Here is an 18,044-nt window from a genome sequence, read left to right as displayed (position 1 = left end):
GCTGGCAATGAATCATCCCGCACGTACCGCCGATCCCAGCAGCAGCCACGAGGCCGCTGCGCACATCGTGTCGTCTGGACTGCAGGCCCAGCAGCACTCCGTCGCCGCCTCTGCAGTACGCAAGCATCCAGGCCTCACCAGCTTGGAACTGGCGCGCGCCACTGGCCTCGATCGCTTCATGCTCGCCCGCCGCCTGCCGGAGCTGGCCCGCAACGGGCTGATCGTGCGGGGCGCCGTTCGCAAGTGTTCGGCCAGCAACGGGCGCAACGGCTGCACGTGGTTCCCGATCACCCGCGTCACAGATGACGCGCCGCGAGCAGCCTGATATGAGCCGCTCTCGCAACATCAAGCCAGGCTTCTTCAAGAACGAGGAACTGTCGGAGCTTCCGTTCGAGTACCGCATCCTGTTCCAAGGCTTGTGGTGCGAGGCCGACCGCGAAGGCCGCCTTGAGGACCGTCCGAAGCGGCTCAAGGCGGAGATCTTCCCCTACGACAACGTCGACGTGGCTGCCGGGCTTTCTGCACTGGCGGCATCTGGGTTCATCGTGCGCTACGAGGTTGATGACAGGGGCTACATCGAAATCCTGAATTTCGCCAAGCACCAGAACCCACACAAGAAAGAGGCGGCCAGCTCATTTCCGCCTCCTTCTGGGCATGCCGAGGTCAGTCCGGGACTTGTTCCGGAAAATCCGGGACAAGCCGAGGAATTTCCGGAAGGAGCCGGGCTGATTCCTGATTCCCCTTTCCTGATTCCTGATTCCTCCGTAGCTGACGCTACGGCGCCTGTCGTCGCCACGGTGGAGCTGGTCCCGGTCGATCCGATCTGGGGCTCAGGGCTCGGCTTCCTGCTGCGCAAGGGCATTCCCGAGAAACAGGCTCGAAGCCTGCTGGGGAAGCTGCGGCAGTCCGCTGGTGACGTTGAGCTCGGCGCACTGCTGTACCGAGCCGAATCCGAGGACATCAGCGATCCCGCTCCGTGGCTAATGGCGGCGGCATCGAGGGCAAAACAGCGCGCCGGACCCGGTGGGCGACAACCGCAGCAGATGGGCAAAACGGCGCAGGGCTTGATGGCATTGGAGGATTTTGGAAATGGCGGACTGGATCAAACGGGAAATTTCGGAGGGGCTGAAGCGCTTGATGTGCTTGGGCCTGGAGCGTACGCCGGCAGCGGAGGTCATCCAGCTGACCGCCGCCGTCTGGCTGGAGGCAATCACTGAGGGCCGGCAGTACGACGCGCAGCTTGACTCGCCGCGGTTCAAACGCGGGTTCGCTGTGCTGTGCCGCCAGCGCAAGACGTGGCCGACGCCGGCCGACCTGTTGGAGGCGATGCCGCCGCGCGAGCAGCTGGTTCTGGCGAAGGTTCCGATCCCCGCCAATCCCGAGCGTGCCGAAGCGGCAGCGGCGGAGCTGGGCTGGGACCTGCGGCCTGGCCGCAAGGTTGGAGGCCGGGGATGAGCAAGGCATCCGCAATCCGGCTGCTGCACGCCGAGCGCTGCAGCGTGGACGAGATCGCCGCAGCGGTGCACATGGCCCGGCGCAACGTGGCGTGGTTCATCCGCACGTGGATCGGGGACGAGCGAGACAGCGAGATCAAGAGGGAGAGGGCGGCATGAGCGACATCGAGAAGAAGGCGCGGGAGCTGCTCAAGGCCGAGTGCCCGGACATTCGGGACGAGGCGTTCGAGTACGGCTCGATGATGACGGTGATCAATCTTCATGCGGTGATGCGCGCGTTGCGCGCCGCGCTCAAACTGCGGTGGCAGCCCATCGAGACCGCGCCACGGGACGGAACGCGTCTCCTCTTGTTCGGAGACGGAGATATGGTCGCGGCCTATTTCAACGTCGGCTATGCCACCTGGGACGACGGCGATCACCACGACGACATTCAGGGGCTGACCCACTGGCAGCCGCTCCCGGCAGCGCCAGAGATATCCCGATGACCGCCCTCCGTAAATCCCCGGCGCCCGAGCGCTTTGCCCTTCGAGTCGACAAGGGATGCTTCCGGGTAGCCGACACCACCACTGCCGCCCGGCTGCGCCAGCGCTCCTACAGCGTGGGCGATCTGGTATTCGCCGAGTTCAAGAAGCCGCGCAACCCGAAGTTCCACCGGCTGGCCCACCAGTTGGGCACCCTGTGCGCCGAGAACCTGGACGCCTTCACCGGCATGGACCCGCACAAGGTGCTCAAGCGGCTACAGGTCGAGTCGGGCGTGGGCTGCGAGGAGATCGCCTGTCTGCTACCCAGCGGCGGCGGCTCCTACGTGGCCCGAATCCCGCAGTCGCTGTCGTTCGAGTCGATGGACGAGGGCCAGTTTCGCGAGGTCATGCGCGGGCTGTGCCGGCACCTGGCAGCGACCTACTGGCCGAAGTGCACCGCCGAGCAGATCGAGTCGATGGCCGGCTGCATGGTGCAGGAGTCCGCCTGATGCGATCCAAGAACTCCAAGGCCTTCACCGCTGCCGAGTCAGCCCACATCGAGGCGGTGAAGTGGCTGCCATGTTCGGTCTGCGACGCTCCGGCGCCATCCGACGCCCACCACATCAAGCAGGGCCAGCACTTCACGGTGGTCGCCCTGTGCAAGGACTGCCACCAGGGCAGCGCCAACGGGCTGCACGGCCGACGGGTGATGTGGACCGTCATGAAGATGGACGAGATCGACGCGCTGGCGGTGACTTTGGCCAGGCTCAACGGACAGGGGAGGCTGGCGGCATGAGCGAGATCGAATCAGCCTACCAAGAGGTGATGGAAATCGCGAAGACGCTTCCGCCAGAGCGTGCGACAGAGCTTGTGGCCTGTGCATCCATGGTCCGTGCATCGACAGCCGCTTGCATCGCAGTCTTCGATGCGAGGGAGAAGGAGCTGATCGCATCCGCGAAGCCTGTGAAGGTTGCGGTATGAAGCACTACGCCCTCGGCCGCCTCAAGCCCGGCCAGATGAACAAGACCGAGGCAGCCTATGCGGCGCACCTGGAGCGGCTGCGTCTGTCCGGCGATGTCGAGTGGTTCCGCTTCGAGGGCGTGAAGCTGCGCCTGGCCGACAGCACGTTCTACACCCCTGACTTCGCGGTCATGTCCGGAAATGGCGTCATGGAGATGCACGAGATCAAAGGCTTCTGGACCGACGACGCTCGCGTGAAGATCAAGGTCGCCGCCGACCAGTACCCGTTCCGCTTCATCGCATTCAAGGCAGTCGCGAAGTCTCGCGGCGGCGGTTGGGTGAGGGAGGAGTTTTGACCCGTGCCGCACAGATCAGGCAGTGGCTGGCCGACAACCCGGGCTGGCACTTCTCCGGCGACGTGTGCGATGGGTTGGGGATCGGCGATGCGCCGCTGCGCGCCAAGTTCGCCCGCAGCCTCAGCAACATGGCGACGGCAGGGATTCTGGCATCGGCCGGTCACAGGGGAACCATGCGGTTCCAGTCCCGCCGGGCGGCAAGAAAACTCGAACGACAGGTGCGTGCATGACAACCGTGATCCCACTCCGCAGGGGAGATCGAAACATGGGCAAATCCGTTGAAGCCAAAGCCCGTCCCGGTAGAACTACAGGTGTCGCTTTCAGGCAGGTGTGGAAGCCGCGGCCGCTTTGCGTCGTGGACCCAGCCAGCCCGATCGAGGCGGTTTCCCGGATCGTTCCCCGGATCACAGAGAACCAGCGCTCATGCGGATTGACCAGCTGCCTGCTCATCGACCCCAGCACCTCGCAGGCCTTCGTGCTTGCCGAGGACAAGCCGGTGGCCGTGGAGATGCTCCGGCAGGGGCCGCGGTCGCCGTACTGGCCTTGGTTCGTGGGGGTGTACCGATTCACCAAGGCCGACGCATCGGCAGCGGCATCTGTGCTGGACGACATCCGGGAGCACCTGGGCATCGCCCCTCCGCCCCCGGCAGCGCCCAGCCTGACCCTGCAGCTCGATCTGTTCACCGCCATGGACGCCGCCGCATGACCAGTCACATCAACCCGTCTACCGAGGGACGTATCGGTAGCCCCAGCTGGCAGGTGGGCAACAGCCAGCACCGAGGGAACGGGTTGCCGCGTTGCGGCGGCGGGGAAGGGTTGCAGCCCGGAACCGTGACCATCTCCGCCCGTGCGACCGAGGAGGGCCTGCGGTGATGGAGAACGAGATCACCCAGGCCCTGCGTTACCTCGCAGGCGAGTTCTCGGTAGACCGGCAGGAGTGGCGCGATCACCACCAGGGTGGGGACGGGCTGCTCGATGCACTGGTGAGCCACGGCTACGTGCAGGAGAAGGGCGGCCGGTTCGCTGTGACCAAGGCTGGCCGGGAGCGGCTGGCTGATCAGGTGGCGTCATGACCTACACCATCATGGACTGGGCGTGCGACCAGATCAGAGCCTATGAGGCGAACCACAGAGTAAAGCCGGAGTGTTTCCTGGTTACGCCCACGCAGGCGATCAGCCTGATGGAGGCCGTCTCGGCGCGAACCCGCATCTTGCGGTCACCGGGCGGTTTCATGGAGAGCATCCGGAAGGGTGAGGCATTCTTGTGCGGGGTTCCGCTGAAGCTGTTCGAGGCGAGGAATGCCCAGTAAAAAGCCAGCTGCCGCGAAGGCCAAGAAGGCCGCCAAGCCCGTAGGCCGCCCGAACGGCTACAGCGCCAGGCTGGCGGCGGACATCTGCACCCTCATCGCTGAGCACAAGACTCTGCGAGAAGCGCTGAAGCAGCCGGGCATGCCGTCAGAGGCTACGGCCTATCGGTGGCTGGCTGAGCGCCACGAGTTCCGCGAGATGTACGCCCGCGCGCGTGAACAGGGCGATGAGCTGGACGCTGAGCGGATGCGTGAAATCGCGTTCGATCTGGAGATCCCGCCTGATCAGAAGCGGGTGATGATCGACGTCCTGAAGTGGCAGATGGCCCGCCGGACGCCAAAGAAGTGGGGTGAGAAGGTCCAGCTGGCTGACGCTGACGGCGACAAGCTGCCGGCCCCGCCGCCGTTCTACATCATGCCGGTGGCCCCGCCCGCCAGGGACAAATGAAGCGGGCCGCCAAGCCGCCTCAGCCTCGGAAGCTGGAGCCGCATACGCCGCTGACGCTTCCGGTCAAGCTGATACCGGTGCTGAAGCCGCGGCAGTTCAAGGTGCTGTACGGCGGGCGAGGCTCGGCCAAGTCCCACAGCGTGGCCCAGATACTGGTCATGCTCTCGATGCAGGCCAAGCACCGCATCCTGTGCGTGCGCGAAATCCAAAAGTCGATCAGCCAGTCGTCCAAGCGGGTGATCGAGGACTACATCCACCGGATGGGGCTGTCGGCCTACTTCAAGATCAACAAGAAGGCCGAGGACGGGATCACCTGCCTGCTGACCGGCTCGACCTTCAGCTTCTCCGGCCTGCAGGACCACACGGCCGACAGCATCAAGTCGTTCGAAGGGGCCACGCTGGTGTGGGTGGAAGAGGCGTCCAACGTCTCGGCCAACAGCTGGAACAAGCTGATCCCGACCATCGTGCGCACCACCGGCGCCGAAATCTGGGTGACGTTCAACCCCGACCAGGAAGATGACTACGCGTACAAGCGTTGGGTGCTGGGGGATGACCCGGACGCCACCGTCATCCAGATCAACTGGAAGGACAACCCGTGGTGGAACCCTGCCATGGAGACGGAGCGGCTCAAGACGCTGGCCATCTCGCAGGACCTGCACGACCACATCTTCGGCGGCCAGCCTCGCGCCAGGGCCGGGATCCTGTTCAAGCGGCACTGGTTCAAGCGCTTCAACCTGGGCGAGGAGCCGGGCGGACTGCGCAAGTACCTGGCCAGCGATTACGCCGGCGCGCCCGACGCGGACGACCCTGAGGCCGACCCCGATTGGACCGAGCATGGCTGCGCCGGTCTGGACCACGTGGGCGACATCTGGTTCACCGACTGGTGGAGCGGGCAGGAAGACCCCTCCGTATGGATCAATGCGTGGCTCCAGATGATCCGCCGCAGCAAGCCGCTGATCGCCTTCGAGGAGAAGGGCGTGATCCTGCGCGCGGTCGATGGCGCCATCAACAAGGCCATGCGGGAGAAGCAGACCTTCATCCACCGTGAGGGCCTGGCCAGCGCCGGCAGTAAGGCCGATCGCGCCCTGGGCTTCGCGGCCCGCGCGGCCACCGGCTCGGTGCACATCCCCAACACCGACTGGGGAGATCGCCTGATCGACCAGCTGTGCGCCTTCACCGGTGAGGACGGCAAGCGGGATGACATGGTCGACGTTGGCAGCCTGCTGGCTCGCGGCCTGGACCTGATGAGCGACGGCAGCCTGCCGCCCGAGAAGAAAGCGGCGCCGGCGGCGGCGTTCACCGACAAGTGGTTCGCCCAGCGCGATGCCGCAGACCGCGCCGACGAAGAGCGCGCAGCCAACTACTACCGTTGAAGCCATAGCCAGAACGGGCAACGTGAGGACAAATGACCTCGCGAATCCGCCATGACTGACCAGCCGATTGCCGCCCTCGAAACCGGCATTGCGATGGCCGCAGACCCTGATCCTGCGCGTGCCAAGAAGCTGAGCCGCGAGCAGGCGGACGTGAGGCGCTGGATGGCGCGGTTTGAGGAGGCCCGGGAGTACGACGTGGACGCCCGGCGGCAGTACGCCCGCGACCGTCGCCAGGCACGCGGCGACTCCGGGTTCCTGGTCGATGCCAACCTCATCGGCACCTACATCGACATCCAGGAGTCGTTCCTCTACGCCCGCAACCCGGACTTCGACGTCACGCCCGGGCCCGCGCACCGGATGCCCACGCCTGAGCAGCTGCGCGACGTGGTCGAGTCGAACGAGCAGCTCATGGCCCAGCTGCAGCAGCAGGCTGAGGATGAGGCGATGGAAGTTGGTCGCCGCGTGGCGGTCGAGCTGGTCGCCGCCGGTGTGCCGGAAGACCAAGCGCTCGCCCAGAGCCAGCAGGCGCAGGACTCATTCGCCGCGCAGGGCGGGGTGGACAAGCTGGTGAGCATCGAGGTGATGAAGCTGCGCAAGCAGTACGCCCGCCGCTCCCGCGAGATGAAGCAGTTCTGCGAAACGATGGAAGCGGTCGGCACCCAGATGTGGAAGGACGCCAACCTCAAGCGCCGCGGCCGGCCGTGGGTGCGTTCCTCGCTGACGATCGGCCCCGGCGTGCTCAAGGCCTCATGGCAGGAGCGGACCGAGATTTCGCCCGAGACGCAGACGGCGATCAACGACCTTCAGCAGAACATCTCGCGGGCGCGGGCGCTCCAGACCGAGCTGGAAGATGGCTCGGCCGGTGTGATCGCCGGTGCTTGGGACACGGTCAAGGGTGTGTTCGGCAATGACCAGGAGGCCAAAATCGCTGATCTGGAGCGCCAGCTGGAGACGATCCAAAGCGGTGCCGAGCGTGTGGTGGCCCGCGGCTACGTCATCGACAACGTGGACGGCGAGAACTTCCAGGTAGCGCCGGGCTTCACCATCGCCAACCACCTCGACGCGCCGTGGAACGGGGAACTGTCGTTCATCTCCTACGAGGACGCTCTGGCGCAGTTCGGCCCGTACCTCGCGCAGTACGACGAGAAGGGCCGCGCCGAGGAGATTCTGGGCAAGGCGACCAGGTACTACCCGCGCAAGCCGTGCATGGGCAAGGACGAGAGCGTCAGCGCCATGTCCGAGGGCGTCACCGCGGCGGATGCCGACGCCTACACGACCAACTCCACCACCGGTGCCACCAGCTTCCTGCGTGTGGTCGAGCTGTGGGACTCGGTAAGCAACACGGTCCTGACCGGCATCACCGGCGTGCCGTACTGGGTCAAGCCGGGGTTCAACCCGCCGGCCACGACCCGGTTCTATCCGTATTTCGTGCTGTGCACATCCGAGGTCGACGGCCAGCGCCACCCGCAGAGCCTGGTCACCCGCTCCACGAAGCTGATGGACGAGTACAACCGCATCGGCTCGGCTGAGGCTGAGCATCGCCGCCGCATCATCCCCAAGATGGGGTTCAACGCTGGCGCCATGGAGGCGGAGGAGGTCCAGAAGCTGGTCAAGGCCAAGAGCGGCGAGTACGTGGCGATCAAGACGACGCAGCCGAACGTCGATCTGCGCAACCTATTGATGCCAATCAGCTACCCGCAGATGGACCCGGCGGTCTACAGCCGCGTCGGTATCACCACCGAGCTTGAGCGCATCTGGGGTATCCAGGAGGCGCTGTCCGGCTCGGTCAATACGGCCAAGACCGCAACCGAGGCGGACATCCAGCAGCAGGGCTTCCAGGCGCGCAGCAGCAGCCGTCGCGACAGCCTCGAATCGGTCCTGAGCGACCTTGCCCAGTACACCTGCGAGATTTCGCGCGTGTATCTGACCGACGAGGACGTGCGCTTCATCGCCGGCCCGTCGGCGTTCTGGCCGCCGTACATGGGCCCGGACGACCTCACCGAGTTCGTGCGCATCGAGATTCGGGCCGGTTCGTCCGGCAAGCCGAACACCGCGCTCGAGCGCCAGTCGTGGGCCAACCTGCTGCCGCTGCTGCAGCAGGGCATCACCCAGATCGGCCAGCTGCGCGGTGCATCGCCCGAGTCCATGGCCGACGCCATCGAGCAGCTCATGCGCCTGACCGCCGAACGCAGCGGCGAGCGCATCGATATCGACCAACTCATCCCGCAGAACGACGGCTCGCAGCCTGTCCAGCCGCCGCAGCCTCAGCCGGCGGCCGGTCCTGGCGGTCAGCAGCCGCCCATGGAATCAGCACCTCCCGGCGGTGATCCGTCCGCCGATCCACTCGCAGCCTGATAGGAGCACGAAATGACCCAGCACTACGTAGGGACCAAGATCATCGAGGCGTGGCCGGCGCAGAAGGACGGCGTCGATGGCTATTCGGTTAAGTACGAAGACGGCTATATCAGCTGGTCGCCGAAAGACACGTTCGAGGCCGCATACCTGCCCATGGGGCACGTCGGCCACCTTCCGCCGCATGTGCAACGCATGGTCGCCGAGCAGACGGAGCTGGACGACCGGATCGCCAAACTCAATGCCTTCCTGACCACGGAGCGTTATGCCGGCCTTTCCGAGGACGAACGGAACGATCTCGTGACGCAGGCCAAGTGCATGATCGCCTACTGGAATGTGCTGCTGATCCGTGTGTATCGCGCCCGTGGCGAGTACGAGCGACCCGAAAGTCCGGCGGCCGCATGAGCCGCATCTACACCGCCTGGACGGCGCAACACCACCCACTCTCGCTCGCCATCTGGCGGGTATTCGCAACCTGGAGCAAGTGATGGACCCGAACGACAACATCCAGCCGGGCACCGATCCGGCACCGGTAGACGCCACCGCCGATGCACTGGCTGCGCTGGACGCAGGCATCGCATCGGCCGATGAAGGCCAGCCCGATCCTGCCCCTGCAGCCGAGCCGGTCGATCCGGCGCCGGCCGCTGATCCCGCACCCGCCGACCCGGCGCCGCAGGACCCGCCCGCAGGTGATCCGCCGCCGGCCGATCCCGCAGCGGACCCGGAAGTGCCGCCCACCGAGCCTGCCGCGCCGCCTGCTGCGGACGCAGAGACCGAGAAGGAGATCGGCGAACTCGGCCTGAAGGAGAAGTCGGCCGAACGGTTCCGCGCCCTGGCCGCCGACGTCAAAGAGCTGGCCCCGATCCGTGACGCGCTGAAGCAGGCCGGCATCGAGGACATCTCCAAGCTGCCCGACCTGATCCAGCGCTCCCAGGTGGGCGAGGACATGGTCAAGATGGTGATGGACACCGGCGCCAACCCCGAGCAGTACGGGCAGGCGCTGGACTATCTGGGCCTGATCGCCAAGGCGAGCAAGGGTGATGTCGCCTCGGCGGAGAAGGCCTACTCCGTCATGGAGCAGGAACTCCGCGTGTTGGCCACCATGCTCGGTAAGGAAGTCCCGGGGGTGCACGATCCGCTTGCCGCGCATCCGGACCTCCGCGCGGAAGTCGAGGCGGGTGATCTGCCCAAGGCGCGCGCGGTCGAGATCGCTGGCCAGCGCGCCAAGTCGGCCGTCACCACGCAGGCCCAGCAGCGTGAGCAGGAACAGAGCCAGGCGCAGCAGCAGGCGGAGCAGGGCGGCATTGCTTGGCTGCAAGAGTTCGACGCTGATGCACGTGCGCGGGACCCGGATTACCTGGCCAAGCGACCGGCGCTCAACGAGGCCGTGGCCCACATCCGCGCCACGCTGCATCCGAGTCAGTGGCCGCAGGCAACGGCTCTTGCGTATGCACGCATCCAGGCGCCGGCGGCCGCTGCTCCTGCGGCTCCCGCCGCCCCTGCACTGCCGCGACCCGGCCCGCTGCGTCCGACTGGTCCGCGCCCGGCGATGGCCCCGGCGTTCGATGACCCGATGAAGGCGCTGGACTTCGGCATCGAGCAGGCGAACAACGCTGCAGCCTGACCCAACAAGACCCCGCTCCGGCGGGGTTTCTTGTATCCGTTGACGCGTTTCACTGTGGGGGCAATCTACCCCTGCGGCTGACAACCGCGCCACGCATGCAGTACGCCGGAGTCGCGCCCGGTAGGGCAGTAAGAGGCCTCGCCCCCTCGAACGTGGATGGACATCTCAAAACCATTCCCCATTCGAGGACACCCTCATGCCTTTCAGCACCGCACAGATTGCGGCTGGCGCCAACTACACGTTGGAGAGCTACGCCAAGAACGACCCGATCGACCAGATCACTGTCGCCCACCGAACCCTCGACATCCTGATCCAGGGCAAGGAAGAGTCGATCTTCGGCAACGGCATCTTCAACGAGAAGCTGTTTGTCTCCAACGACAGCAACTACCAGAACTACAGCGGCGCCGACCAGGTCACCTACAACGAGCGTGACCCGAACCGCTTCGCCAAGTTCCAGTACTACAGCAACCACGAGGGCTTCTGGTTCGACGAGGACCGCCTGATCGCCAACGGCATCAGCATCGACGACGAGGGCGTCGCCGTGCCGAGCTCGACCGAGAAGGTGCAGCTGGTCAACCTGTTCAAGACCAGCTGGCAGGCCCTCAAGCAGGGCACGCAGGAAGGTCTGGCGCTGGAAGTCCTGCAGAACGGCTCGCAGTCCGCCAAGGCTGTCCCCGGCCTTGACCACATCATCTCCACCACCCCTGGCACCGGCGATGTGGTCGGCGGCATCAACGCCAGCACCAGCACCTACTGGCGCAACAACGCCAGCATGGCGATCCCGCTGAATGGCGTGGTGGCTGCGATGGACGCCATGTGGGACGCCTGCATGCGCTATGGCGGCGGCCTGCCGACCAAGATCGTGTGCGGCCAGGCCTTCCTCAACGCCTACAAGGCTGAGGCGAAGATCGAGGTCAACCGGCAGATCATCGTCACCCCCAAGGGCGGCACCGCGCTCGATCCGGGCGTCTCGACGGTCTACTACAAGGGCCTCGAGGTGGTGTGGGACCCGACCTTCGAACTGCTCGACGCGAAGCTGGGTGCGATCACCTACCCGTGGACCAAGCGCTGCTACTTCATCAACGAGAACTTCCTGAAGTTCCGTCCGCTGCCGGGCCAGTGGATGAAGAAGCGCAAGCCGGAAAAGCTGCCGGATCGCTACGTGACCTACTACGCCCAGACCAGCAAGTACGGCCTGACCGCGAAGAAGCGAAACGCGCACGCCGTGCTGTCCATCGCCTGACCTGGTAGCCCCGGCTTCGGCCGGGGCTTTCCCCCGGATACAGAGGAACCGCCCATGAAGTCCACTCCCGTCACCGATACCGCTTTCAAGACTGGCACCAGCCCGTTCCTGCGCGGCGGCAGCGCCACGTTCGCCAACCTGACCGGCACCGCGGCGACGCTGCAGGGCGCCGATACGCAGGCCGGCACCTACACCACGCTCGCCACCCTGGCCGCCAACAGCCAGACCGAAGTCCAGAACCTGCCGCAGTGGATCAAGTTGTCCGCCGCCGGCACGGTCTACATGTCGGCCGGCTGATCCCCCTTCGCGGCCCTGCGCGACAGGGCCGCTCACAGATTCCCGAGGAGGGAATATGAGCAACGACACCGTAGTTGTCACCCTGCAGCAGATCGCCATCCAGCGCAGCTCGGAGGTGACCATCACCGACTCGTTCTTCGAGCACGAAGTGCCGATCCTCGAGCTGATCCATGGCGAGGACAACATCACCGTCCTCAACGACGACTATCACGCCATCGAACTGCCGAACAATGGTGCGCAGGAGTATCAGCGCCTCGTCACCAAGTACGGCGACAAGTACCGCCCGATCGTCGATCAGGTCTTCCCGCGCGGCATTGCCGACGTGGCGAAGGAGCTCGGCATGGTCCAGGGCCGCGACACGTTCTCGAAGCAGTCCGAGGCTGTCGTCGAAAGCCGTCTGCCGGCGCGTCCGGGCCAGAAGGGTCGGCAGCAGTCGGCCAACGCGGCGCAGGCCGGCGGCACTGCCGATGTCAGCGAGGAACAGCCGGAGCTGTCCCACGCCGAACTCCGCGAGGAACTGACCCGTCTGGGCGTCGAGCACAAGGGCAACGCCCCGAAGGCCGAGCTGCAGGCGCTGTACGACGCGGCGCAGGCCGGCGCGCACGGCACCCTGGGCGGTTGATCCACCGCGGAAAGTAGCAATCCGGCGGGCTGGGGGAACCTGGCCCGCCCTTCAAGAGGCGGCCCATGAGCATCACCGATCCCATCCAGTGCGCCTGCGCCAGCAATGACGGAAACGCCACGCTGGCCGAGCTGCGCAAGCGGCTGATGGTCCGGCTGGGCTTCGCTGCACAGGCGGCCAACCCGCCTCCGGGCATGAAAGAGCTGCTCAACGACATCCTGCAGAGCGCCCAGGTGGCGCTCTACCGCCGTCCGAACGGAGAGTTCAAGACGGAACGCTGGTTCTCTTGGCCGCTGGTGGCCGGGCAGCGCCTGTACGACTACCCCGACAACGACGAGCAGAGCGCCCCGCAGTCCTGCTCCAAGATCATCAACCCGCGCCAGGTGACGTGGGTCGGACGCGAGCGCGACGGCGTGTGGAGCGAGATGCTGCCCGGGATCAACCCGCGCGCGTACACGACCAACGAGCTGACGGGCCTGCCGCAGCGCTACGAGTTCCGCAACTGCATCGAGATTTCGCCGGCGCCGGACGAGACGCTGGGCAACCTTGTCATCAAGGGCAAGTTCGACCTCGACCGCTTCACCGAGGACACGGACAAGACCACGATCGACAGCGAGATCGTGTTCCTGCTGGCGCTCTACAACGGCAAGCAGCACTACCGGCAGGCAGACGCGCAGACCTACGTCCAGCAGCTGGAGGTGATGATCGCCAACCTAGTTGCTGGCACGCACGCCACGGCGCGCTACATCCCGGGTCCGCCGGTCGGCTCGCCGTGGGTCTATGTGCCCCCGAAGCCTGAGGTGCCATTCGCATGACCGGCCGTCTCGTCACGCTCAATGCGGCCAAGGGCGGCATCAACCGGTTGCGCACGAAGGGCGGCGCGGACCCGAACACCCTCTATGACCTGGTGGACGGCTACGTCGATCAGGCTGGCGTCATCCGGCAGCGGCCTGGCACGCAGAACAAGATCACGCTGCCCGAGGGGACCAAGGGCATGTGCGCCTACGACGGAAAGCTGATCGTCTTCAGCCACGTTACCCGCACGATTCCCGCCGCATCGCCGACGGTCGAGTGCGAAGTGCTGAATCACCCCTCGATCCCCGACATGCCGCTCAAGGACATCCACTTCGCTGGGCCGTTCCTCGGCTACCTGTACGTGGTGCCGGAGTTCGCCAACGGCGACGTCTTCCACTACTGGCTCGAGCGCGGCACCGTCTGGCAGCCGAATAAGTCCTATCTGCCCGGCGCGCTGGTCACGCCCAGCGCCGCCAACGGCATCGCCTACCGTCTGTCCAGTGGCACGCAGTCCTTCCAGGTCTGGGTGAAGAACGTGGCTCGCTCGCTCGGCGATGTGATCGTTCCGACCGTCGACAACGGCTTCAAATACACCGCGACCGACGTGTTCGGCCCGTCTCCCAAGTCTGGCCCGACGGAGCCTGCGTGGCCGGCTGCGGATGGCGCCACCACCTTCGAGGACAGCGACGTGGCCGTTCCCGCCGCCATCGACCCGGAAAACCCGAACATCTCGCTGCCGCCGCAGATCGTTGACCGCTACAAGTTCAGCGGCAGCTCCGGCAGCGGCTCCCAGGCGGCTCAATAATGGCTGCTCCCTTCTGGCAGGCCGGTAACTTCTACCTCCCGGGCGATCTGGTGCAGCCTGTCACCGCGCCGGCGCCGAATAACCCGCAGGTGACGAACGGCGGTTTCGCCGGAGCGACGGGCTGGACCTTCAGCGGTTCGGCCGCCTACACGGCGTCAGGCGGCTATGGCGGCGGCGGGTGCGTACAGCTCCCCGGCAATCAGCCTGATGGCGTGGCGCTCAACAACGCGCAGCTGGTTGTGCCCGTAGGCGCCACGCTGACGGCCACGGCAATGATCCAGCAGGGCGCGTCGGTCGCCGGTGCCACTGCCGGTTGGGCGGAGGTCCGCTGGTACAGCGCCACCAACGTCGAGCTGTCGATCGACAAGGGCAATGTGGTCGACAGTGGCTCGGGCGGCGCCTGGCATCAGTCGAAGGTCGATGCTGTGTGTCCTGCTGGCGCGGCGTACGCGCGCGCGGCAATCCACCTGACGTCAGTCGCCGACCACAACCATGCGATCTTCGGCGACAACCTCTCCGTGTCCGGGGCCAGCGCTGGACTGCCGAATGGACTGGTGTATCGCGCGGTGCAGCCCGAATCGGGCACCTCGGGTGCCAATGAGCCGGCCTGGCCGGGCATCCTGGGCCTGCAGGTTGTGGACAACGACGTCATCTGGGAGGCGGTCACCACCAGTCGCATAACTTGGACGGCATCGCCGCGGTACGTAAGCGGCGCAACCGAGCCGACCTGGCCAAATGGCATCGGTGGCATGGTGCGAGACGGAACTATCAATTGGGAGGCAGTATCCCGGCGCGTCGAGGATGAGCGCTGCCCCAATTCGAAGGTGGTCGCGATTGTGGCGAGCAAGGTTTTTGCCGTGGACAAGGACATCGTCAAGTTCTGTGCCACTGCCAACCCCTTGGACTGGAGTACTGCTGATGACGCCGGATACCTGCCGACCGGACTGCAGCAGGCGAACTCCAACGATATGGCCGTGCTCCAGCAGTACCGCGCCAACCTGGTCGCCTTCAACGCCAGCAGTTTCCAGAACTGGCAAGTCGATCCCGACCCTGCGGCGATGGCAATTCTCGACCAGATGGATGGTATTGGCTCTGTATGGCCAAAAGCAGCAATCCCGGTTGCAAATGACATGTTCTACCTGTCCCAGCTTGGCGTCAGGACCGTCGGTATCGCCAACGCAGCAGAGAATCTATCTGCGGGCGACGTCGGGGCACCGATCGACACGCTGATCCGTGCCGCAATGGCAGTTGGCGAACAGAACGGGGGGAAGGTGGTCGGGACCTACTACCCAGGTGCCGGCCAATACTGGCTTTCGATTTCCGAAGTTCCCGCGCCTGCTGAGACCGGCGTAATCCCCGGTGTCATTGGCGTTTCGGTCACAAACACCCTGACCTTGAGCGGCACATACAAAAGCGCCTACATCTACCCGCTGAAGAGTGGGGGGATCGGCGCTGCTTATTCGCCTGACACGCTGGCTCCGAGCGGAGCGTTCGGCTACAGGCACTACAACTACCTCCTCGCGCCCAACGACGAAAGCCAAGTTGTCATTTGGAATGGCTCTACGTTTGGCGATGCCCGGCTCTATCTGCGCGCGATGAACGAGAGCCGTGTTGGGATCAGCGCGGATGGCCAGTTTGGCTATTGCAAAACGATTCTTGGAGGTCTGTACACCGGTTACTACCAACCGCAGGGGAAAGCCGCTTCCTGGTGGTTTAATGAGGATGGGTACGCGCCAGAGTATGGCGGTCTCGTCTGGATGACTGAGTCGGAGGTCTACATCGGCGTACGTATGACCTCGCAGGCCAACAACGTGATTTACAGGTTCCCGTTGAGCCCTACCGGCGCTGCCATCCCCCAATCAGCGGTAGTCCAAGGTGTCGGCACCACAGTAAACCCACGCTTTTGGATGACGAGAGCGCGCGACGGCCGCATTTTTGTTGTGACGCAGGACGGTCGGTTCCAGGAGTACTCCGCAGACCTCGTTCTGGTGCATGAACGGGCGTTCGGCCTGACGCTGAGCGCTTTCCGTGGGTTCGGCATAGACGGCGACACCATCTGTGCCATATATGCGGCTATCCCGGGCGGTGCGGCTGCTGGCGCTCAGTTCGCCAACATCGTCAGCTGGACGCTAGCAGGTCCCCGAGTCCTGCATGCGTCGATGGATGGGGCCGAAGCGACGCGAGTTCTTTTCGATGACGAGTCCTGCTACATCCAGTGCCGCAACTGGGTCGGCCGTATCGAATATCGGCCTGAACGAAAGGTCTATTCGCATAGTTCCACTGTATTTGTTTACACCATGGTTGGATCAGGGAAAAAGGGGGCGTGGAGTCGCTATCTGTTCCCGTTCTCCGTTGATGCGTTCACGCAACTCGGCAACGATCTGTATGTGCGCCACGGCGATGAAATAAGCGTTGTTACGGACTTTGCGGTCAGCGATGACGTCGGCGGCCAGGCGATCCCGTTTGGCGGCGCGGTCCAGTGGCCATGGCTCGATTTCGGCACGCCGGGAGTGACCAAGATGATGGAGGGGTTCGACATCGTGAGCCAAGGCGCACCGAGCGTGAGCATCGGATATGACCAGCGCAACCTGGCAGCTTTCACCGAGCCATATGCCATTGATCCGGACACACTGCCGGGTGGTGTGATCCCGCTGCCGATGGCCGCCCCGACCTTCAGCCTGCGCATTGACTTTGCGCCAGGTCAGCGCTGGAGCCTGCAGCAGTCGCAGCTGTCCTTCTATGACTTTGGAAACGGTCCGTGACCCATATCATCACGTCCGAACAGGTTCTGATCGAAGACCTCGCCTATCTGGCGCGACACATGCGTCCGGACGAGATCGAGCAGGACCTGGCCGTCACCGGTGATACCGAGTACGACCCGCAGCCGGCAGTCCTGCGCATGGCGGCGGTGTATGGACCGAAGTTCGTCATCTTGGCCGACAACGTGCCCGTCGTGGCCGGTGGGTTCTGGCAGGTGCGCCCGGGCGTCTGGGAGGGCTGGCAGCTCGGAACGATGGATGGATGGGAGAAGCACTGGCGGACCATCACGAAGGTCACCCGCAGGCTCAATGACCGGATGCTGGCGCGCCCCGAGGTGCACCGACTGCAGCTCATCGGGCTGGCCGGCCGTGAAAAGACGTTCGAGTGGTACGAGCGGTCGCTCGGCTACACGCGAGAGGCAACCCTGCGCGGTTACTGCGCCAACGGCGCGGACGCGGTGGTGTTTTCCCGAACCAAGGAGAAGGCCTGATGGCGGGCGGCGGCAATATCGGCAAGGGCAACTGGGCCGACCCGACCGGGACAATCCAGAAGTCCGGTGCGGGCAAGTGGCTCGATCCGCTCGGCCTGACGAAGACCCAGAAGCAGGGCGAGTCCGCCGCTGACGTGGCCGCGCGCCTGGAGATGGAGCGTCAGGCCAACATCAAGGCGACGCAGGAGCGGGTGAACAAGGTCTTCAACGACCCGACCCGCGAGCGCGATATCAGCGATTTCGTGTCTGCGGTGCGCACGCGCGCGCTGGAGGACCTGAATCGCCAGAACACCGACGCCAGCCGCGAGCTGCGGTTCTCGCTGGCGCGAGGCGGCCTCACCGGCGGCAGCGTCAACGTGGACCAGAACCGGCGGATGGCCGACGACTACAACCGCGGCCTGCTCAATGTTGAGAGCAGGGCGCAGGGCGCCGGCGCGCAGCTGGAGGCAGCCGACCAGGATGCACGCGCGCGCCTGATCCAGCTGGCGACCTCCGGCCTTGACGCGACCACCGCGGCGACTCAGGCGGCGGCCGGCCTGCGCTCCAACTTCGAGAGCGCCAAGTCGCAAGCCTACGGCGAGCAGCTGGGCGACCAGTTCGCCACGATCGGCGGGTTCGTCAAACAGCGCCGCGAGGAGGCCGCCCGTCGGCAGGCCAACCGCGATGCCAACTTCAATCTCTACGGCGGAGGCGCCTGA

25 protein-coding genes are annotated in these 18,044 nt (G+C 65.2%); all 25 read left to right on the top strand.

The genetic code is table 11. The features are described 5' to 3' along the window. Positions 1 to 7: 7 nt before the first annotated feature. The 25 genes from BCL79_RS03135 to BCL79_RS03015 all read left to right on the top strand — a co-directional run bounded on the left by BCL79_RS03135 (position 8) and on the right by BCL79_RS03015 (position 18,044). Positions 8 to 325, top strand: coding sequence for a winged helix-turn-helix domain-containing protein (locus tag BCL79_RS03135; RefSeq protein ID WP_121037250.1), 318 nt, complete (start codon positions 8 to 10; stop codon positions 323 to 325). Position 326: 1 nt separating this feature from the next. Continuing rightward, positions 327 to 1,217, top strand: a complete 891-nt coding sequence (locus tag BCL79_RS03130) for a hypothetical protein (protein WP_147433840.1) — start codon at positions 327 to 329, stop codon at positions 1,215 to 1,217. 234 nt (positions 1,218 to 1,451) lie between these two features. Further along, the gene (locus BCL79_RS20245) at positions 1,452 to 1,613 is read left to right on the top strand and encodes a hypothetical protein (protein ID WP_183073652.1); all 162 of its coding nucleotides are present in this window, start codon (positions 1,452 to 1,454) and stop codon (positions 1,611 to 1,613) included. Next, on the top strand, positions 1,610 to 1,939 hold the full coding sequence (locus BCL79_RS03120) for a DUF551 domain-containing protein (protein WP_121037244.1): 330 nt from the start codon (positions 1,610 to 1,612) through the stop codon (positions 1,937 to 1,939). Before BCL79_RS20245 ends, BCL79_RS03120 begins: the two co-directional genes overlap by 4 nt. Beyond that, positions 1,936 to 2,424, top strand: a complete 489-nt coding sequence (locus BCL79_RS03115) for a hypothetical protein (RefSeq protein ID WP_121037241.1) — start codon at positions 1,936 to 1,938, stop codon at positions 2,422 to 2,424. The genes BCL79_RS03120 and BCL79_RS03115 overlap by 4 nt, the downstream gene beginning before the upstream one ends. Beyond that, positions 2,424 to 2,711 (top strand): hypothetical protein, encoded by a 288-nt coding sequence (locus BCL79_RS03110; protein ID WP_121037238.1) that lies wholly within the window; start codon positions 2,424 to 2,426, stop codon positions 2,709 to 2,711. The genes BCL79_RS03115 and BCL79_RS03110 overlap by 1 nt, the downstream gene beginning before the upstream one ends. Next, positions 2,708 to 2,896, top strand: coding sequence for a hypothetical protein (locus BCL79_RS03105; protein WP_121037235.1), 189 nt, complete (start codon positions 2,708 to 2,710; stop codon positions 2,894 to 2,896). The genes BCL79_RS03110 and BCL79_RS03105 overlap by 4 nt, the downstream gene beginning before the upstream one ends. Further along, complete coding sequence (locus BCL79_RS03100; RefSeq protein ID WP_121037233.1) at positions 2,893 to 3,231, top strand: DUF1064 domain-containing protein; 339 nt, start codon at positions 2,893 to 2,895, stop codon at positions 3,229 to 3,231. The genes BCL79_RS03105 and BCL79_RS03100 overlap by 4 nt, the downstream gene beginning before the upstream one ends. Continuing rightward, positions 3,228 to 3,461, top strand: a complete 234-nt coding sequence (locus BCL79_RS03095) for a hypothetical protein (protein WP_121037230.1) — start codon at positions 3,228 to 3,230, stop codon at positions 3,459 to 3,461. The genes BCL79_RS03100 and BCL79_RS03095 overlap by 4 nt, the downstream gene beginning before the upstream one ends. Before the next feature lie 35 nt (positions 3,462 to 3,496). Continuing rightward, the gene (locus tag BCL79_RS03090; protein WP_121037227.1) at positions 3,497 to 3,937 is read left to right on the top strand and encodes a hypothetical protein; all 441 of its coding nucleotides are present in this window, start codon (positions 3,497 to 3,499) and stop codon (positions 3,935 to 3,937) included. A 166-nt stretch (positions 3,938 to 4,103) separates the two neighbouring features. After that, entirely contained in the window at positions 4,104 to 4,304 is a 201-nt protein-coding gene (locus BCL79_RS03085; protein ID WP_259462090.1) for a hypothetical protein, read from the top strand. Next, on the top strand, positions 4,301 to 4,540 hold the full coding sequence (locus BCL79_RS03080) for a hypothetical protein (RefSeq protein WP_121037221.1): 240 nt from the start codon (positions 4,301 to 4,303) through the stop codon (positions 4,538 to 4,540). The genes BCL79_RS03085 and BCL79_RS03080 overlap by 4 nt, the downstream gene beginning before the upstream one ends. Then, positions 4,530 to 4,985 carry a ubiquitin carboxyl-hydrolase gene (locus BCL79_RS03075; protein WP_121037218.1) on the top strand — a complete coding sequence of 152 codons (456 nt, stop codon included), beginning with the start codon at positions 4,530 to 4,532 and terminating at the stop codon, positions 4,983 to 4,985. Before BCL79_RS03080 ends, BCL79_RS03075 begins: the two co-directional genes overlap by 11 nt. Beyond that, complete coding sequence (locus BCL79_RS03070) at positions 4,982 to 6,358, top strand: PBSX family phage terminase large subunit (RefSeq protein WP_121037215.1); 1,377 nt, start codon at positions 4,982 to 4,984, stop codon at positions 6,356 to 6,358. Before BCL79_RS03075 ends, BCL79_RS03070 begins: the two co-directional genes overlap by 4 nt. A gap of 51 nt (positions 6,359 to 6,409) precedes the next feature. Next, complete coding sequence (locus tag BCL79_RS03065; RefSeq protein WP_121037212.1) at positions 6,410 to 8,713, top strand: hypothetical protein; 2,304 nt, start codon at positions 6,410 to 6,412, stop codon at positions 8,711 to 8,713. A 12-nt stretch (positions 8,714 to 8,725) separates the two neighbouring features. Then, complete coding sequence (locus BCL79_RS03060) at positions 8,726 to 9,115, top strand: crAss001_48 related protein (RefSeq protein ID WP_183073651.1); 390 nt, start codon at positions 8,726 to 8,728, stop codon at positions 9,113 to 9,115. Positions 9,116 to 9,197: 82 nt separating this feature from the next. Then, positions 9,198 to 10,334 carry a hypothetical protein gene (locus BCL79_RS03055; RefSeq protein WP_121037209.1) on the top strand — a complete coding sequence of 379 codons (1,137 nt, stop codon included), beginning with the start codon at positions 9,198 to 9,200 and terminating at the stop codon, positions 10,332 to 10,334. 196 nt (positions 10,335 to 10,530) lie between these two features. Next, a complete protein-coding gene (locus tag BCL79_RS03050) occupies positions 10,531 to 11,577 on the top strand; it encodes a phage major capsid protein (protein ID WP_121037206.1) in 1,047 nt (348 codons plus the stop codon). A gap of 54 nt (positions 11,578 to 11,631) precedes the next feature. After that, positions 11,632 to 11,874, top strand: coding sequence for a hypothetical protein (locus BCL79_RS03045; RefSeq protein WP_121037204.1), 243 nt, complete (start codon positions 11,632 to 11,634; stop codon positions 11,872 to 11,874). 55 nt (positions 11,875 to 11,929) lie between these two features. Then, on the top strand, positions 11,930 to 12,496 hold the full coding sequence (locus tag BCL79_RS03040) for a hypothetical protein (RefSeq protein ID WP_121037202.1): 567 nt from the start codon (positions 11,930 to 11,932) through the stop codon (positions 12,494 to 12,496). A 65-nt stretch (positions 12,497 to 12,561) separates the two neighbouring features. Then, positions 12,562 to 13,311 carry a hypothetical protein gene (locus BCL79_RS03035; protein WP_121037200.1) on the top strand — a complete coding sequence of 250 codons (750 nt, stop codon included), beginning with the start codon at positions 12,562 to 12,564 and terminating at the stop codon, positions 13,309 to 13,311. Next, positions 13,308 to 14,096, top strand: coding sequence for a hypothetical protein (locus BCL79_RS03030; RefSeq protein WP_121037198.1), 789 nt, complete (start codon positions 13,308 to 13,310; stop codon positions 14,094 to 14,096). Before BCL79_RS03035 ends, BCL79_RS03030 begins: the two co-directional genes overlap by 4 nt. Further along, positions 14,096 to 16,858, top strand: coding sequence for a hypothetical protein (locus BCL79_RS20240; RefSeq protein ID WP_183073650.1), 2,763 nt, complete (start codon positions 14,096 to 14,098; stop codon positions 16,856 to 16,858). Before BCL79_RS03030 ends, BCL79_RS20240 begins: the two co-directional genes overlap by 1 nt. Then, positions 16,855 to 17,346: a hypothetical protein gene (locus BCL79_RS03020; RefSeq protein ID WP_259462089.1), complete on the top strand. Its 492-nt coding sequence runs from the start codon at positions 16,855 to 16,857 to the stop codon at positions 17,344 to 17,346. Before BCL79_RS20240 ends, BCL79_RS03020 begins: the two co-directional genes overlap by 4 nt. After that, entirely contained in the window at positions 17,346 to 18,044 is a 699-nt protein-coding gene (locus tag BCL79_RS03015) for a hypothetical protein (RefSeq protein WP_121037197.1), read from the top strand. The genes BCL79_RS03020 and BCL79_RS03015 overlap by 1 nt, the downstream gene beginning before the upstream one ends.

Origin of the sequence: Stenotrophomonas rhizophila (assembly GCF_003651185.1) — a bacterium.
Taxonomy (GTDB): Bacteria; Pseudomonadota; Gammaproteobacteria; order Xanthomonadales; family Xanthomonadaceae; genus Stenotrophomonas; species Stenotrophomonas maltophilia_Z.
This window is presented reverse-complemented; position numbering and strand designations above follow the sequence as displayed.

Coding starts and splice junctions, on each gene's coding strand:
- BCL79_RS03055 (WP_121037209.1), top strand. CDS start 9,198: ATGGACCCGAACGACAACATCCAGCCGGGCACCGATCCGGCACCGGTA.
- BCL79_RS20240 (WP_183073650.1), top strand. CDS start 14,096: ATGGCTGCTCCCTTCTGGCAGGCCGGTAACTTCTACCTCCCGGGCGAT.
- BCL79_RS03070 (WP_121037215.1), top strand. CDS start 4,982: ATGAAGCGGGCCGCCAAGCCGCCTCAGCCTCGGAAGCTGGAGCCGCAT.
- BCL79_RS03075 (WP_121037218.1), top strand. CDS start 4,530: ATGCCCAGTAAAAAGCCAGCTGCCGCGAAGGCCAAGAAGGCCGCCAAG.
- BCL79_RS20245 (WP_183073652.1), top strand. CDS start 1,452: ATGAGCAAGGCATCCGCAATCCGGCTGCTGCACGCCGAGCGCTGCAGC.
- BCL79_RS03050 (WP_121037206.1), top strand. CDS start 10,531: ATGCCTTTCAGCACCGCACAGATTGCGGCTGGCGCCAACTACACGTTG.
- BCL79_RS03110 (WP_121037238.1), top strand. CDS start 2,424: ATGCGATCCAAGAACTCCAAGGCCTTCACCGCTGCCGAGTCAGCCCAC.
- BCL79_RS03065 (WP_121037212.1), top strand. CDS start 6,410: ATGACTGACCAGCCGATTGCCGCCCTCGAAACCGGCATTGCGATGGCC.
- BCL79_RS03105 (WP_121037235.1), top strand. CDS start 2,708: ATGAGCGAGATCGAATCAGCCTACCAAGAGGTGATGGAAATCGCGAAG.
- BCL79_RS03100 (WP_121037233.1), top strand. CDS start 2,893: ATGAAGCACTACGCCCTCGGCCGCCTCAAGCCCGGCCAGATGAACAAG.
- BCL79_RS03015 (WP_121037197.1), top strand. CDS start 17,346: ATGGCGGGCGGCGGCAATATCGGCAAGGGCAACTGGGCCGACCCGACC.
- BCL79_RS03060 (WP_183073651.1), top strand. CDS start 8,726: ATGACCCAGCACTACGTAGGGACCAAGATCATCGAGGCGTGGCCGGCG.
- BCL79_RS03045 (WP_121037204.1), top strand. CDS start 11,632: ATGAAGTCCACTCCCGTCACCGATACCGCTTTCAAGACTGGCACCAGC.
- BCL79_RS03115 (WP_121037241.1), top strand. CDS start 1,936: ATGACCGCCCTCCGTAAATCCCCGGCGCCCGAGCGCTTTGCCCTTCGA.
- BCL79_RS03120 (WP_121037244.1), top strand. CDS start 1,610: ATGAGCGACATCGAGAAGAAGGCGCGGGAGCTGCTCAAGGCCGAGTGC.
- BCL79_RS03035 (WP_121037200.1), top strand. CDS start 12,562: ATGAGCATCACCGATCCCATCCAGTGCGCCTGCGCCAGCAATGACGGA.
- BCL79_RS03080 (WP_121037221.1), top strand. CDS start 4,301: ATGACCTACACCATCATGGACTGGGCGTGCGACCAGATCAGAGCCTAT.
- BCL79_RS03085 (WP_259462090.1), top strand. CDS start 4,104: ATGGAGAACGAGATCACCCAGGCCCTGCGTTACCTCGCAGGCGAGTTC.
- BCL79_RS03030 (WP_121037198.1), top strand. CDS start 13,308: ATGACCGGCCGTCTCGTCACGCTCAATGCGGCCAAGGGCGGCATCAAC.
- BCL79_RS03090 (WP_121037227.1), top strand. CDS start 3,497: ATGGGCAAATCCGTTGAAGCCAAAGCCCGTCCCGGTAGAACTACAGGT.
- BCL79_RS03135 (WP_121037250.1), top strand. CDS start 8: ATGAATCATCCCGCACGTACCGCCGATCCCAGCAGCAGCCACGAGGCC.
- BCL79_RS03040 (WP_121037202.1), top strand. CDS start 11,930: ATGAGCAACGACACCGTAGTTGTCACCCTGCAGCAGATCGCCATCCAG.
- BCL79_RS03130 (WP_147433840.1), top strand. CDS start 327: ATGAGCCGCTCTCGCAACATCAAGCCAGGCTTCTTCAAGAACGAGGAA.